Annotated in this window: 10 protein-coding genes; all 10 read left to right on the top strand. The window is 65.2% G+C overall.

Translation table 11 applies throughout. From position 1 onward, the window contains the following. The first annotated feature begins 288 nt into the window (after positions 1–288). The 10 genes from MMB49_RS06355 (at position 289) to MMB49_RS06310 (ending at position 15,781) form a co-directional block, all read left to right on the top strand. On the top strand, positions 289–5,628 hold the full coding sequence (locus MMB49_RS06355) for an LPXTG cell wall anchor domain-containing protein (RefSeq protein ID WP_047270517.1): 5,340 nt from the start codon (positions 289–291) through the stop codon (positions 5,626–5,628). Positions 5,629–5,873: 245 nt separating this feature from the next. Next, the gene (locus tag MMB49_RS06350) at positions 5,874–6,107 is read left to right on the top strand and encodes a hypothetical protein (protein ID WP_003817136.1); all 234 of its coding nucleotides are present in this window, start codon (positions 5,874–5,876) and stop codon (positions 6,105–6,107) included. Positions 6,108–6,121: 14 nt separating this feature from the next. Continuing rightward, positions 6,122–6,967: a type IV secretion system protein gene (locus MMB49_RS06345; protein ID WP_047270519.1), complete on the top strand. Its 846-nt coding sequence runs from the start codon at positions 6,122–6,124 to the stop codon at positions 6,965–6,967. A 34-nt stretch (positions 6,968–7,001) separates the two neighbouring features. Beyond that, positions 7,002–7,352, top strand: a complete 351-nt coding sequence (locus tag MMB49_RS06340; RefSeq protein WP_003817139.1) for a PrgI family protein — start codon at positions 7,002–7,004, stop codon at positions 7,350–7,352. A gap of 3 nt (positions 7,353–7,355) precedes the next feature. Beyond that, positions 7,356–9,752, top strand: coding sequence for a VirB4-like conjugal transfer ATPase, CD1110 family (locus MMB49_RS06335; protein WP_047270522.1), 2,397 nt, complete (start codon positions 7,356–7,358; stop codon positions 9,750–9,752). Positions 9,753–9,756: 4 nt separating this feature from the next. Beyond that, positions 9,757–11,481 (top strand): CHAP domain-containing protein, encoded by a 1,725-nt coding sequence (locus tag MMB49_RS06330; protein ID WP_047270524.1) that lies wholly within the window; start codon positions 9,757–9,759, stop codon positions 11,479–11,481. A gap of 13 nt (positions 11,482–11,494) precedes the next feature. Beyond that, positions 11,495–12,037, top strand: a complete 543-nt coding sequence (locus MMB49_RS06325; RefSeq protein ID WP_003817146.1) for a hypothetical protein — start codon at positions 11,495–11,497, stop codon at positions 12,035–12,037. After that, positions 12,034–13,515, top strand: a complete 1,482-nt coding sequence (locus MMB49_RS06320; RefSeq protein ID WP_101357246.1) for a molecular chaperone — start codon at positions 12,034–12,036, stop codon at positions 13,513–13,515. The genes MMB49_RS06325 and MMB49_RS06320 overlap by 4 nt, the downstream gene beginning before the upstream one ends. 307 nt (positions 13,516–13,822) lie before the next feature. Next, on the top strand, positions 13,823–14,527 hold the full coding sequence (locus MMB49_RS06315) for a hypothetical protein (RefSeq protein WP_047270528.1): 705 nt from the start codon (positions 13,823–13,825) through the stop codon (positions 14,525–14,527). A 45-nt stretch (positions 14,528–14,572) separates the two neighbouring features. Then, positions 14,573–15,781, top strand: a complete 1,209-nt coding sequence (locus MMB49_RS06310) for an XRE family transcriptional regulator (protein ID WP_047270530.1) — start codon at positions 14,573–14,575, stop codon at positions 15,779–15,781. The last annotated feature ends 182 nt before the right edge of the window (positions 15,782–15,963 follow it).

Genomic DNA, 15,963 nt, shown 5'->3' with positions numbered 1-15,963 from the left:
TTCCCTCCCATCCCCTCTCCTCTTTCAGGGCCCCGCGGCATCCGTCGCGGGGCCCTTCCCATCCCCCCCCCCGGCGGATGTCCAAACCGACGCCCCCCGGACGGTGGTTCCATGGTGTGCGTGCACCGGACGCGCCCGATATCGCATGTTATCGGCGCCCGCCCGCGTGGAACACCCGGACGGGCCCGCCCCACGGCGGACCGGGGGAACACGCGTTCCCCACGTCCCGCCCCGGCGGCACCGCCGGGGCGACCCGCAAGACAGGAATCCCTGAAAGGAGAGGGAACATTGGTTTCCGAAAAGAACGACAAGAAGCGCCGCGGGCTCAGGCCCCTGGTCGCCGGCATCGTCGCCGCGGCGACGCTGCTCTCCCCGTGCGTGGCGTACGCCGGCGAGGGCGGCGCGGGATCCGGGTCCGGCTCCGGCGGCGGCACCGGCATCGGCACCGGCAAGGTCAGCTGGGTCTACAAGGACTCCTGGGGCGCGCCCACCCGCGAGAACGCCGTCGCCGCGATGGCCAGCATCGGCGTGAGGAACCTCGGCGGCGCGCAGTCCAACCAGGCGATCGACCAGGCGCTGAACCAGGCGAACACGGAATGCGCGGACCGCTCCAAGGCCGACGGTCTGTCCAACGCCCAGTGCCGCCTCGTCGGCCTCGGCTTCGTCCACACGCCCGGCAGCGCTGGCGACTACTACACCGGCGCCAACGGCACCTTCAACGCCGACGTGTGGAAGGCCGCCTACAATTCGTCCGGCATCCCGAACAACACTTACACCTACCAGGGCGCCAAGTACACGACCGCATCGCGCTTTAATGACGGTGTGACCTCCATTAATGCTCTGGCCACGCGCGAGATGGGCAAGGCGCCGGTCGCGGTCATCGCGATCGTGCTCAACCAGGCCGAACCGCCCGTGAACTACGACCTGGGCGTGTCCACCAAGGCGAACGGCACCACCACCAAGGCCGGCGACACGCGCAATGTGGCCGACACGATCACCACCAGCCGCAACGGCAGCCCGATCAGCGAGAACCTGACCGGCACCAGCACCCTGCGCTGGACAGGCGTCGACGGCACCACCCGCAAGGCCAGCAAGCAGTTCACCATAGGCAACCAGGCGAGCCAGGACGTGTCCTTCTCCTACAAGGACATAGACGCCTCCTGGAAGAGCTGGCCGGCCGGCAGGTTCGCGTTCGACGTGAGCTTCGCCAAGCAGGGCAGGATGAAGAACGCCGTGGCCCTGAACGGCGACAAGGACGCGAACGAGCAGTGGTCCGCGCCGCAGCTCCCGCCGCCCTCCAAGACGCTGACCGACGCGGCCGGCGGACAGGTCACGGCCCCGAACGGCCAGATCGCGTCCGGCAGCCTCTACACCGCGCACGTCAAGGCGCACAGCTCCGCCTCCGAGCATTTCTGGCTGTACGACACCATCGACGTGAGCTCGCAGCAGGTCGTGATCGGCGGCACCGAAACGGACGACCCGTCCAAGATCACCGTGACCGACGAGGACGGCAAGACCGTCCAGGCCGAGATTTCGATCGATGACGGCCAGACGGGCAAGCGCATCGTCAAGGCGCACGTCGTCAGGCCCGCGTCCGGCTGGTACACGCTCAACGTGCCCCAGGCGGCCAAGCCCACCGGCGCCGACTACGACATCCCCGACGATTCGAAGGCATGCTGGCAGGGCGACGGCAAGGACTGCCAGACCGGCAACAGCGAACAGGTCGGCAAGGTCACCCCGAAGCCCGACAAGGTGTGGGTGCTCGACCCCGACGGGGCGCTGAAGGCCGACGACCCGCAGCGCACCAACGACAAGGGCAGCGACAACCGCACGTTCGTGACCGGCGACGCGATCGGCGCCGTCGTCAACGGACGCATCCCCGCCCATCTCCTGAACCCGTTCACCAGCTACAGCATCCAGGACGACTGGACCGCCAGCAGCCAGTGGATCGACTGGGGCCACAAGGACCAGGTGCGCGTGTACGTGGACGGCGAGGACGAGACCGCGAACTTCGACATCGCCATCGACACCGCGAAGCACACGACCACCGCGACCGCGAAGAGCGTCTTCCTCACCAGGACCGCGCTGGGCACCGCCGGCCGCAAGGTCAAGCTGTACATCGGCGGCATCGTCAGGAAGGCCCCGAACGCCGACTGGGCGGCCGACCAGAGGAAACTGACCAACAAGGCGTCCGAGACGTGGAACAACGAGACCACCGGCACGAACGAACCGCCCGTCTGGGTGCGCAACCCCAAGCCCGACAAGGTGTGGAGCGTCGACGCCGCCAAGGCCGCGCAGTCGTCCGACCCCGCATGGACCAACAAGGCGTCCGACGACACGAAGACGTTCGTGCAGCGCGACACGTTCGCCGTGACCGTCAACGGCAAGCTCCCGGGGAACCTCGCCAGGAAGATGACCTCCTACGAGATCGGCGACGACTTCGCCAAGGCGGCCAAGTACATCGACCTGGACAAGGCCAGCGTCGAGGTCACCATCGACGGCAAGGACTCCACCGACCGGTTCGACATCCACAAGGAAGGCACGAAGGTGTGGGCCAGCGCCAAGAAGTCCCTGCTCGACACGACCTACAACACCGCCGCCGACCGCGCCGTGCGCATGACCGTCGAGGGCGCGTACCTCAAGGGCGTGCTCAAGGCCGGCGAGAAGGTCACCATGACCAACGGCGGCTGGGAGAAGTGGAACGACCAGGAGATCCCGTCCAACGAGCCGCCCGTCAAGGAATGGAGCCCGAACCCGGACAAGAGCTGGATCCGCCTCGAGAACGGCAAATGGGAGGCCGCCATCGACCCGTCCGAATCCAACAAGACCGGCGCGGACACCATGAAGTTCCTCGACGGCGACCAGGTCGGCAGCGTCGTCAACGGCACCATCGCCAACGACCTCGCCAAGGTCAACGACATCACCCTGACCGACGACTACGCCAAGGCCGACTACCTGTTCGACCTGACCGGCGACAGGAGCCGGATCCGCGTGTACGAGGCCGACGCGGCCACCGACGCGAAGTCCAGCGTCGCGGACATCATCAACACCGGCCGCGACGTGACCGACCGCTTCGACATCACCGTCAACGGCACCAAGGTCACCGCCAAGGCGCACGCCGACTACCTCGCGGAGCAGGTCGGCCTGAAGAACCCGAAGCAGATCACCCTGTTCCTGCCCGGCACTGTGGACTTCGCGGACGGCAAGGGCGCGGCCCAGGTCCGCAAGGACTTCAACAAGGCCGCGGGCGACGAGCTCACGTTCTGCGAGAACCCCGACGGCTCCAAGCTGGCCAACTCGGGCAGCGAGAAGGTCAACGACGAGACCCAGCCGACCAACGAGCCGTACATCTGCGGCTACGTGCCGCCGGTCAAGAAGAAGGTCATAGCCGAAGGCAGCCAGGGCGGCGCGAACCAGGACGCGAACGACAAGGTCGTGTACCCGGGCCAAAGGGTCGAATACCGCCTGACCACGAAGCCGCAGCTGCCGGCCGACCTGGCCTACGACGTCGTGCACGTCCGTGACACCGACACGTACGACCAGTACCTGATCCCGGACAAGCAGACCCTCGAGATCACCGACCTCGTCACCGGCACCCCGCTCGTCACCGCCGACCCCCAGATGGGCGTCGAGGGCGACTACACGGCCGTATGGGACGACGCGAGCCACGAGCTCACCATCGCCTACTCCGACAAGTACGTGCAGGAACACTGGACGAAGGGCTCGCACCCGCAGGTCCAGGTCCGCTTCGAGGGCACCGTGAGCGAGGACGCGCCCACGACCGTGAAGGTCGGCAACCAGTGGGCGCTGACCCTGAACGGCAGCGTCACCCCGTCCAACATCGTGGAGAACAACCCGCCCAAGCACGACCCGAGCAAGAAGGACACCCAGTCCTCCGCGCAGGGCGACCCGACCGTCACCATCGACGGCAAGACCATGCTGCTCGGCGACACCGGCAACTACACGGTCACGCTCGACCTGAAGCAGAAGGACAACGCGTACCGCGTGTGGCGCGCCGGCATCACCGACGACTACGACGAGCAGTACGTGAGCATCCTCCCGTCCGACATCGAGGTGCTCGACCAGTCCGGCGAGGACGTGACCGGCAGGTTCAACGTCCAGGTCCGCGACGGCGTCGCCTACGTGTACGCGAAGACCGTGGACACGTTCGTGCCGAAGACCGGCAGGACCATCCCGGGCGACCCGCAGCCCGAGGACCTCGCCGCCTACGCCTCCGCGAGCGGGCACGACCCGCTCAACGAGCCGGCCATCGACCAGACGCTGCTCGGCCAGGAATACCAGGTCGTCATGCCGTACAAGGTCGTCAAGGTCACGGACGGCTACACCGTCAGGAACAAGGCCGTCCAGGTCACCAACGACACGAAGGCCGAGACCAACGAGGTGTCCAACCCGCTCAAGCCGGTCAACCCGGCCAAGGACGTGACCGTCAAGGTCGGCGGCGATTCCGTCAACGGCAAGAGCGTGTACGAGGGCCGCACGTTCCTCTACAGGCTCGATTCCAGCGTGATCCCCGCCGACCGCGCCTACCCGCAGGTCGACCGGTGGTCCATCACCGACCAACTCGACGTCGAGCACGACCAGTACACCGGCCAGTGGGCCGTGTACGCGACCCGCGACCTGTACCGCGACGGCGAGATCATCGCCGCCAAGGGCGCGAAGCTCGCCGGCAGCGGCTTCGACGGCTCGAAGTTCGGCGGCGACCTGTTCACCGCGTCCGCGGACGACCAGGGCGTCGTGACCGTCGAGGCCACCGAGGCCTACCGTAAGCTCGTCTCGGCCGACACCGCCCACGAGAACGGCTGGCGCGCGTACATCCAGTGCAAGCGCATCAAGACCGCCGACCGCGTCGAGAACCGGTTCACCGAGCACTTCAACGGCAAGGACCTCGAATCCAACGTCGTGTGGACCCGCACGCCCGACATGACCCCGAGCCTGCACCTGGAGAAGTACGACGCGGAGTCCGGCGAGAAGCTCGGCGACCGCGACGACGTCAAGCAGGCGCTCAAGATGGACGGCGACTCGTTGGAGATCGCGTTCAAGATCACCAACACCAGCAAGGTCGATCCGACGACCGGCGAGGGAGCGTGGTTCCAGGCCAAGAGCCTAAAGCTCACCGACGGCACCATCGCCGGACTGGGCAAGGTCGAGGACATCAGGACCCCGGCCAACTGGGACACCCTGGTCCTCAAGCCCGGCGAATCCGTGACCGTGACCGGCACCCTCAAGGGCGTGACCGAGGGCGGCCACCACACCGACCGCGCCAAGGTCACCGGCACCCCGCTCGTCGAATGCCCCGTCACCGACCAGCTCGGCGACCAGTCCGGCAGGACCGAGGGCGACCAGGCCGTCGACGGCGACGCCGGCAAGGCGGAAGGCCTCAAGCAGGTCACCGTCTCCGGCCGCACCCTGTGCGAGGACACCACGGTGGACTCCAACCCGGACGACTGGAACGGCTACCGTCCCAAGCCGCTCGCCATCACCGGCGCGGGCATCGTCCCGATCGTCCTGGCCGTGCTCGTCGCGGTCGGCGGCGGCGCGGGCCTGCTGATCGCGTCCCGCCGACGCGCGGCGAAGGCCCCGGCCGACACCGAGGGCTCGGAGGAGTGATCCGACGAACCTGACCCCGGGCCCGCGGCGGACCGTTCCCCATGATCCGCCGCACGGGCCCACGGGCGCGCCCGGATCCCCTCCCTTCCCGGACGCGTCCAAGGCCCCACCGGCGAACGGTCGGCGGGGCCTTTTCCATACCATCGTCCGAGCCTCTTCGGGTTCGTCGGGAACGTCCAAACCGGAGCCTTCTCGACGGCCATACCGTGGTCATGTCATTCAAAACAAGTCGAAAGGACAACATCATGTACGGAATCACCATCGCGGCAGACAGCGGCAGCGTCGTCACCAGCGCGTTGCAGCTTTTCAGCCAGTTCGCCATCATCGGCGGGGGCCTGTGGGCCGTGTGGGGCGTGGTCACCCTGGCGGGCGGACTGAAGGACCAGAACGGCCCCGCCACCCAGTCGGGCGTCTGGCAGGTCGTCGGCGGCGGCCTGATCATCGCGGCCGCGGCCCTGTTCTCCAACATCGCCCTGTAGACGGGAGGCCACGCATGGTCGATTTCATCGTCGGCATCCTCAACTCGATAGGGTCCGGCGTCGGCGACGACCTCGTGGCCGACCTGCTGAAGACCCCCGCCGAATACAACGCGGACATGTACCAGCTGAGCCTGACCGTCGCCCTCTCGGCGGTCAAACCTATAGCCAGCACGATACTGGCGATCATGTGCGTCCTGGAACTCGCCAGGGTCAGCACCCGGGCGGACGGCGACCGAGAGCTGGGCGTCAAGCTCGTCGCCATGGCGATGTTCAAGCTCACGCTCGTGTTCACCGCGGCCCAGCACAGCGAGCTCATGCTCCAGGCCATCGACGAGATTGGCGACAGCGTGCTCGGCGGCATCCAGTCGTCGGTGGACACCAGCGGCGCGTCGTCGGGCCTCGGCCTTGGCGACAGCATGCGCGACGCCATCGACTCCGCCGGCTGGAAGGGCCAGATACCGTGCCTGATCCTGCTGCTCATCCCGTTCCTCGTCTCCAAGGGCGCGACCATCGTCGTCACCGTCGTCATCCTCCTGCGTTTCGTGCAGATATACATGCTCACCGCGTTCAACCCGCTGCCGATCGCGTTCATCGCCCAGGAGGAGACCCGCCAGTGGGGCATCAACTACGTCAAGCAGTACGCGTCGCTGGTGTTCCAGTGCGCGACCCTGTATCTGGCGATCCTCATGTACCGCACGCTCGTGGGCGGCACGCTCAACCCGAGCAAGTTCAAGGACGGCGACAGCCTCTCCGGCTGGGTGATGGGCAACTTCACCGGCCTGCTCCTGGCGAGCGTCATGCTCATCGGCGTCGTCATGGCGGCCAACTCCGTCGCCAAGAAGCTCTTCGGCGGCGAATGAAACACAACGCAATCCACGAAAGGAAGCAATCATCATGGCGTTGCAGATGCCCGTCTACAGGGAATTGACCACCATCGAATCGAAGGTGTTCATGGGGATGAGCTGGCGGCAGTGCCTCGCCGCCGTCATCCTCGCCGTCGTGTGCGGGGGAGGGTACATCGGCCTGTGGCTCGGGCTGGGCATGGACCCCAACCTCGCCATGTACCTGATCTTCCCGCCCGGCCTGCCCGTGGCCATATGGGGATGGGTGAGGCCAAAGGGCCTCATGCCCGAGAAATACCTGAAATACATCCTGCGCCACTACACGCAGCGCGAGGTCTACCTGCTCGACGGTCCGGGCAGACCATACCGCACCGGCGCGAAACCAACGATCAAGGAAAGGTGAGGAATGTTCGGAAAGAAGAAAACCCCGGTGGCCGCGCCGGCCGAAGGCGGTGCCGAAGCCAGGGCGAAGGCGAGGAGAAAGAAGGCGACGCGTCTGCCGAAGGGCGTCAAGCAGCTCATCGGCTACGACGCGATGCTGCGCAACGGGACCGCCAGCCTGGGCGACGGGCGGTGGAGCGCCACCATCCTCTTCCAGGACATCAACTACCAGCTGAGCCCGGAATCCCATCAGATGGAGATCATCGACCGGTGGGCCAAGCTCATCAACAGCTTCGAGGCCGGGCAAAGCGTGCAGATCGCCTCCTACACGCGCTCACGCGGCGTGCGGGAGATCCTCGCCGACGTGATGATGGACGAGACCGGCGACAGCCTCGACCACTACAGGCTCGACTACAACCGCCTCGCCCAAGGCAAACTCGAATCCGTCAGCCGCAACACCAGCACCGTCAAGACCCTGACCGTCACCGTCCGCGAAAGCGACGAGCAGGCCGCCGTCGCGAGCCTGAACGCCCTGTGCAACAACCTCGTCAGCCAGATGCGCTCCATCGACGCATGCAAGGCCACCCGGCTCGACCGCGAGCACCGGCTGCGCCTCATGGCCGAGGTGCTCCGGCCCGGCGAGGAGTTCCGGTTCGACGAACGCCGTTTCGAGCATCAGCCCGGCAAACCCGACACCAAGGACCTCGTGTGCCCGTGGAGCATCGACGCGCGAAACCCGACCATGCTCGACATCGAATCCCTGAACTCGAAATACCTGCACCGCACCATGTGGGTGTCCGGCCTGCCGCCGGAACTGTCCGACCAGCTGGTCAACGACCTGACCGGACTGCGCGCCCGCGTCGACGTGAGCATCCACCTCGCGCCCATGGACCGCGGCGAAAGCATGACGCTCGTGCGCCGCAAGAACGCCGAGGTCAAGATGCAGATCATGGATCAGCGGCGCACGAACCGCAAGCAGGGCCTCGACCCCGACGACCTTCCCGACGACCTCGCCGACCAGCAGGAACAGCTCGGCCAACTGCGCGACGAGCTGCGCTCCACCAACCAGAGGCTCGTGGACTCGATCATCGTGATCGGAGTGTCCGCGGCAAGCCAGGAGGAGCTGGAGGTCGCGTGCAGGAACGTGAAGGCCAAGGTCAACGCGCAGTCCTGCACGGCCGAGAGCCTCAAGTTCATGCAGATGGAGGGACTGACGGCCGAACTGCCGCTGGGCAACAACCCACTGCCCATGAAACGCACCCTGACCACGAACAGCGCGGCCATCCTCATCCCGTTCACCACGCAGGAGGTGTTCGAGCCGCACGGACTGTTCTACGGAAGCAACGCCCGCTCCGGCAACCCGATCCTCGCGGACCGGCGAAGCCACATGAACTCCAACGGATTCGTGCTCGGCACGTCCGGCGGCGGCAAATCCTTCACCGTCAAACAGGAGATCGCCGGCATGTTCCTCAACCGTGACGACGAGGTGATCGTCATCGACCCGGAACGCGAATACCTCGCCCTCGCGGCCGCGTTCGGCGGACAGATCATCCAGATCAGCGCCGGCACCGGCACGCGCGTCAACCCGATGGACATCGTCCTGGAGGATGATTCGGCCTCCGACCCCGTCAAGGACAAGACCAACAACGTGGTCTCCATGATCGGCGCGCTCATCGGCGGCATCGACGGACTCGACCCGCTCCAGAAGGGACTCGTCGACCAGTGCGTCAGCAACCTGTACACGCGTTACCGCAACCAGGGCGGGGGAGTGGTCCAGCCCACATTGCAGGACCTGCACGACGAATTGCAGGCGGGCGGCGACCAGGTGAGCCGGTACCTTGCCGACGCGCTCAACCCGTACATCACCGGCTCCATGAGCGGCTTCAACGGGCAGACCAACGTGGACCTGTCCAACCGGTTCACCGTGTTCGACGTGTCCGGCTTGTCCGGCGAGCTGCGCACGTTCGGCATGATGGTCGTCATCGACCAGGTGTGGAACCGCGTCATCCGCAACAAGGCCAACGGGCGGCGCACCTGGCTGTACGTCGACGAGTTCCACCGCTTCTTCTCCAACCAGTACGCCGCCGCCCAGTTCAAGGACATCTACAAGCGTGCCCGCAAATACGGGCTCGGCGTCACCGGCATCACGCAGAACGTCGAGGAGATCCTCGACCTGCAGGACGCGCGCGAGATGCTGTCCAACAGCGATTTCCTCATGCTCCTGAGCCAGAACAGCACCGACGCGGACGCCCTGTGCGAGCTGCTGACCCTGAGCGAGGAGCAGCGCCAGTACTTCACCGGCGTGCTGCCCGGCCAGGGACTCATGAAGATCGGCAGCGCCTACGTGCCGTTCGACGGTCGCATCCCCGCGGGCGGCGACCTCTACCGTCTGTACTCCACGACCTTCCAGGAAGGAAAGTAAACGCATGAGCGGAACCCAAGCCCACCACGCCGGAGGCACACGCGCCCGCATCGGACGCGCGGCCACCGGCGTGGTGTCCAGCGCCGCGCAGTTCGGCGCGGACCGGACCGACATCACCGATTCCATGGGTCACACCGCCGCCGAGATGGCGGGACGCGCCGGCATGTACGGCATGTCCTCCACCATGCACGGCGTGGGCTGGACGGCCGGCAAGGCGCGGCGCATCATGAACCGCGGCAAACGCGCCCTGCGGTCGGGCAAGGGAATGCGCAAGACGGCCGGCAAACCCAAGGCGCTGTCCGAGGCGAAGCCCAGCGATAAGATCGGCAGGTTCGCCGCGAAAGGCAAGGCGAGCCGGCGGATCGGCAAGCACATAGGCGCGGGCCTTGGAAAAGCCGGCCGGAGCGTCAAACGGATGGGATCCACCGGCATGGGCTGGATGGACGAAGCCGGCGCAAGGCTCACCACTGCCGACGACGACTTCGCGTCGAAGCTGGGAAGCACCACACGCGACCTGTCCTTCAAAGCGGCACGCGCGGGCGTGAAAGGCGTCAACTCGTCGGCCAAATTCATCTGGCGGCACCGCCGCGCGCCGGCCAAGGCGGTACGCGGAGCGAAAGCCACCGGACAGGCCGCCGTGCGCGCCGCCCGCGCCGCCGCGAACTTCGTGCGCATGGCCGCGTCCCGCGTCATCGCAGGAGCCGCCTCCATCAGCCTTCCCATCATGCCCGTCATCGCGGCCATGCTCGCGGTGCTCGGCGTGCTCCTGGCCGTCATGGGCGCGTTCCTGGGATCCAGCGCCAGCGAATCCACGGTCGCGGGCATGCCCGCGGAATACGAGGCCGACGTGATCCGCGCCGGATCCATCTGCCAGGTCGTCACGCCGAGCATCATCGCCGCCCAGATCGACCAGGAGTCCAATTGGAATCCGAATGCCGGCAGCTCCGCCGGAGCACGGGGCATCGCACAGTTCATGCCGTCCACATGGGCGTCCGCGGGCAAGGACGGCGACGGCGACGGCAAGGCCGACATCTGGAACCCGCATGACGCGATCTGGAGCCAGGGCAACTACATGTGCGGCCTCGCCTCGCAGGTCGAGACGGCCAAGAAGTCCGGGAAACTGACCGGCGACACGCTCCAGCTGACCCTCGCCGCCTACAACGCCGGCCTTGGCAGCGTCCTGAAATACGGCGGCATACCGCCCTTCACGGAGACCGCCAACTACGTGAAACGGATCGTCGACCTGGCCCGGACCAAGTACACCTCCTCGGGCGGTACCGGCGATTCGGGTCCGACCGTCGGCGCGCTGAGCCCGAAACTCGTCATGAGCGACAGCTGGCACGTGAACATTGAGGCCATGGGCCTGCACTACACGCGCTTCCCCGACTACGACACCTACCAGTGCACCTGGTGGGCCGCGATGCGACGCAACCAGATCGGCAAACCCGTCGACGCGCACATGGGCAACGGAGGCCAATGGAACGACACCGCAGCCCGCCTCGGATACAAGGTTGGCCGGAGCCCGAAGCCCGGCGACGTGATCTGCTTCGAGCCCGGCGTGCACGGCTCCAGCGGATACTACGGCCATGTCGCGGTCGTCGAACAGGTCAACTCCGACGGCTCGATCCTCATCAGCCAATCCGGCAAAGGCTGGATGGCGGTCGTCACCGAGACGATCAGCGCGTCCGACCTCAAGGCCATGGGCGGCGGCGTCAGCTTCATTCACTAGGAAGGAAAGGGAAATGGACGAGCGCAAAAGGAACATCCTCATCATCGCGGCCACGACCGCGGCCGTCGTTCTCATGGTCGTCGCGAACATCGCTTTCATCCTCATGCATCCGTCCGGCACGGAAAATCGGAACAAGCTCGCGGCATCCGACGTCAAGGCGGAGACGTCAACGTCCACGCCGGCCGCAAGACACCAGAAACCATTGGAGGTATGCGAGAAGCTCGCCCCGAAGGCCGCCGCCACATACACCTCCAAGGCCGCCGACCGCGACCGGCTCATCAAACGATACTTCGCATCCGACGCGCAGGGCCTGAACATCCCCATCGACCGAATCGCCGACCAGCCCGACGTACAGGCATCCGGCGGCATGAACGCCGGCACCTCCACGACCGCGACGTGCAGCGTCTGGACCGGCCTTGAATCGCCATGGACCCTCACATGGCGATGGACCGCCGACAAGGGCTGGAAATGCACCGGCATCAGCGGGCCGCTCGAAGGCGCGTACACCGTCCTCGGCGACAAGGCGCCGGAGGAAGACAAGGACGACGAGAAATGATCAGGACCGACAGGAAGACGGGCGAGCCGATCCTCAGCCCCAAACTCACTGCCGACCAGCTGCACGCCATGGCCAACGACCCCGGCTGGCGCCCGTGGATGCGCCTCATAGCCGAACACCCGCACGCATGGCCGGCACTCATCGACTGGTGGCACAACGCGCAGACACAGGGCTTCGACGCGGCTGGAGCGGCGCCGAAGCCTCCCGAATCCATGCGCCGTCGCCGCCGCGTCGCCATACCATCCGCGCCACTGCCGCCGGAAGACGAACCAGAACAGGAACCCGAGCCGGCATCTATGGACGAGGAGCCATCCCGGTCGCAATCCTCCGTTTCCGGTTCTTCCCACGAACCGGAAACGGAACAGTCCCATCCCGACGATTCCGCGGAGAAGGCCCCGAAGGACGCCGACGGCGATTTCGCGGCACTCGAACAGGTCGCCGACCCGGAGCCAACCGCAATGAGCCTCCCGCCCATATCGGAACCGGAACCGACGGAAACCGGGAAGACCGAGAGACCAGGAGGGCTGTCGGCGGCCGTCACCTACTCGGCCGACCTCGACGATCTGAAGGTTCGCCGCGTCTTCCCGGTCGGGAAAGCGCTCGTCGCGATCGTCATGGCCGCGAGCCTCATCGCCGTGTCCTGGATAGGACTGCAAATCAAAACCCGCCACGCCGCCGCCGTGCGGCAAGAGGCGCATGAGACCGCAATCAGCGCATGCGACTCGGCCGAAGCGACACGCAAGACCGTCCAGTCCGACCTGGACAGGACCACGGCCAAAGCCTCCAAACTACTGAAGGACACCAGTCGCGGCCAGGTCGCGGATCCCAAGACGCTTGACGCGTTGAATCGGCTCCTGGACGCAAAGACGACCACAATCAAGGGTTCCTGCGCGCCCGACGCCGCCGCATCAGACGTGGACAGGACCACTGAGGCGCTGCGCAGAACGACCAAAGAGCTCAAGAACCGTCTCACCGACCTCAAGACCGCAACCAAGGCCGTCACCGACAGCAAACTCGACAAGACCGTCGACGACGCGAACGCGCTGTACAAGGAGACGGACGGCAGGGTGGCGGACGACAAGACCCGGGAGATCCTGCTGAAGGCGGTCAAGGCCCGTGACACGGACGCCATCGCGAAGGCCGTGAAGGAGGTCAACGAATCGAAGGCGGCGAAGGAGAAGGCCGACGCGGAGGCGAAAGCCAAGGCCGAACAGGAAGCAGCCGCGGCTGCCGCCGCGCAGCAGCAGGCGCAGGCATCGCAATCCCAATCGGCTCCACAGCGGCAAACGCCCTCATATTCGGGAGGAAGCCAATCGCAATCCCAAGGAAGTTCCGGATCCGGTTCCGGAACCGGACGACGCCCGTCTTCGGGAGGCTCGTCGTCCTCCGCCAATACGGTCGGAGCCTCGCCGGGATGGTCCGTGCCCGCGCCATCAGACGAGGGCACCGGCTTGCCCGGAAGCGATCCGGGGTTGTGATTCGCGAAAAGAGGAGGTGCGTCCACCACGCCCACGCCATCGATGCCCTCCACGCCCTCCACGCCGACGCCCCAGCCGACGCCGTCGACCCCATCGAAGCCATCAGGCACCGACGGCGCGACCGTCGGCTGACGACATTCACGTGGCTAAACGCAGTCGGCTTGTACTGCCGGCTGCGTTTAGCCGTTTTTCGTTTTTTTACGGAGGCGGTTGCCATCGGTATATACCGAAATGCCGATATACCGAAATGTTACATAAGGGTGTAAAATATTCCATTAGGAATTTATGACGCGAAAAAGGAGCGGCCGTGTATTATCCTCCGGAACAGTTCAAGATGCTGGACGAGGCCCATGCCCTCACCGACTCATTGCAGGACCTCGCCCCGAAGCTGTACGAAACGCTGAACGCGGCACGGGCCGATCTGTTGGATCGTTATCCGTCGGATCTGTTCTGGGACAATCAGAACAATATGAATATGCCGCGTCTGATCAACCAGCGATGCGCAAGGATCTGGAACGATGACAGCTGGGTGCTTTCCGACAAATGCGGATACCTTCACCTAAGAGAGGGCTCGTCCGGGCTGCGCGCGATCCTGCGCCGCGTGGATCCGGTGACGGGCAAGCTGCCTAAGACGAATGCCACCAAAGCGTCCCGCGCATACTACATGCAGGAGACCTGCAAAGGGGCCGGGGCCCTCAAGAGACTTTCGCAGGACGATCTGTTCGCGCCCGATGGCGAGGTATCCCCGGATTTGAGCGACACCAGACTGATTCTGGCGTGGCAGGAAACGGATAAGGCCATTTCGGTCACGGCATACCGGCCGTTGGAAGTCGTGCCGTACGCGTACTCGGGATCGGCTAGGAAATACGATTTCAGTCTGGATCTGCTTGACAGGCCGGTGGAGGTAAAGGACTTCACCCCGATCGAGGACAACGACGACAACCTGCTACCCAACCTCGTCTTCGACGACACAAACGAAAACGAGAGCACTGAGATTCAGGCGGAACGATAGAATGGGCTTCCCTCATCGCTCCGTCGCTGATAGGAGATGAAAGCCATGACGGAATACCACGCCGAAAGAATCGCGCAGGCGCGGCACCTGGAAGGCATGACCCAAAGGGAATTGTCCGAGCGTTCGCACATCTCCCAATCGAAACTCAGCAAGTTGCAGAACGGCTTTATCGTCTTCAAAGAAAACGAGGCCAGGTCGATCGCCGCGGCGCTGGGCTTCCCGGTATCGTATTTCACGCGCGAGGATCCCATACTGCCCATGACGGCGGTCACGTATCGCAAGACCAGCAAATCCAGCATGGGAGAGCTGTCTGCCGTATCGATCGAGTATTCCGAACTATGCGCCACGGTGTCGCGACTGTCCGGTCTTCTGGGCATGACTGCCGGCAAGACCGCTTGGATCCGGAAGATCGCCCCGCGTACACCGGAGCTTTCCGTCTCCGAAATCGACCGTATTGCCAATCAGGCGAGAACATGCATGGGGTTGGAACCCGTTGGTCCGATTGGAAACCTGACCCGCAGCCTGGAAAGGCAGGGCATTGTGGTGGCTCCGATGAAGTCCACCGGTGGCAGCGATGATGGGAAGACGAGGCTGACGAGCGAAGGCATCACATATCCGCAATGCGAGGGAATGCCATGCATCGGATACTCCGCCGGCAAACGCATCGGCGGCGACCGCCAGCGCTTCACCAAGGCGCATGAACTGGGACATCTTATACTGCATCGGTTCCGCAGGCCCGATACACCGCAGCAGATGGAGCGTGAGGCGCATCTGTTCGCGGGAGCGTTGCTGCTGCCCGCCGAGGATATGTCGCGCACCGTCCAGAGGAACGCCACGTTAAGCGACTTCCTCAAAATCAAATCGGGCTGGGGCGCCTCCATCGCCGCGTCAATCAGCCGTGCTCGCGCGCTGGGCATCATCAGCTCCGAACGCTATCGTTCCTTGCAGATCCAATTGTCCAGCCGGGGATGGCGCAAACAGGAACCCGTCAATGTGGGGGAGGAGCATCCGCTGCTGCTCAAGCAGATGATCCAGGCCGTTTTCGGAGTCGGCTCAAGCATCGGTGGCGAGCAGGCGATTAAGTCCTTCGACGCCGCCGGCAAGCTCGCAATCCCGTTCCGCTATCTTGACTGCTGGTCCGACGGTCTCGTCGAAGAAGGCGTGGAATTCGGCTTCGTCGAGGATCGAATCAATTCGGTCGCCAGCGACCGTGTCCGTCATGATGTGGAACGGGAACGCATTCCCGTCGGCTGAGGCCTAGCCTGGTTGGGGCTCGCGGCGGACTTCCCAAAATGCGGGGACACGACTAATATGGCGGATAACAGCAGCTCCCTAAGCCTACTCGCAGTGCTCAAACCAGGGGGCTCTTTCCATATCGGGACGGAATCCAGGCTGGCCGTGAAGACGGACTTACCTCGCGTTCAGGGTTCGTGCGC

Origin of the sequence: Bifidobacterium sp. SKU (assembly GCF_026016405.1) — a bacterium.
GTDB lineage: Bacteria > Actinomycetota > Actinomycetes > Actinomycetales > Bifidobacteriaceae > Bifidobacterium > Bifidobacterium bifidum.
The sequence above is the reverse complement of the archived record's forward strand: the minus strand, read 5'-3'. Positions and strand labels throughout refer to the sequence as shown.

Excerpts from the sequence above, each read along its gene's own strand:
- MMB49_RS06330 (WP_047270524.1), top strand. The coding sequence starts at position 9,757 with ATGAGCGGAACCCAAGCCCACCACGCCGGAGGCACACGCGCCCGCATC.
- MMB49_RS06325 (WP_003817146.1), top strand. The coding sequence starts at position 11,495 with ATGGACGAGCGCAAAAGGAACATCCTCATCATCGCGGCCACGACCGCG.
- MMB49_RS06345 (WP_047270519.1), top strand. The coding sequence starts at position 6,122 with ATGGTCGATTTCATCGTCGGCATCCTCAACTCGATAGGGTCCGGCGTC.
- MMB49_RS06340 (WP_003817139.1), top strand. The coding sequence starts at position 7,002 with ATGGCGTTGCAGATGCCCGTCTACAGGGAATTGACCACCATCGAATCG.
- MMB49_RS06310 (WP_047270530.1), top strand. The coding sequence starts at position 14,573 with ATGACGGAATACCACGCCGAAAGAATCGCGCAGGCGCGGCACCTGGAA.
- MMB49_RS06320 (WP_101357246.1), top strand. The coding sequence starts at position 12,034 with ATGATCAGGACCGACAGGAAGACGGGCGAGCCGATCCTCAGCCCCAAA.
- MMB49_RS06335 (WP_047270522.1), top strand. The coding sequence starts at position 7,356 with ATGTTCGGAAAGAAGAAAACCCCGGTGGCCGCGCCGGCCGAAGGCGGT.
- MMB49_RS06350 (WP_003817136.1), top strand. The coding sequence starts at position 5,874 with ATGTACGGAATCACCATCGCGGCAGACAGCGGCAGCGTCGTCACCAGC.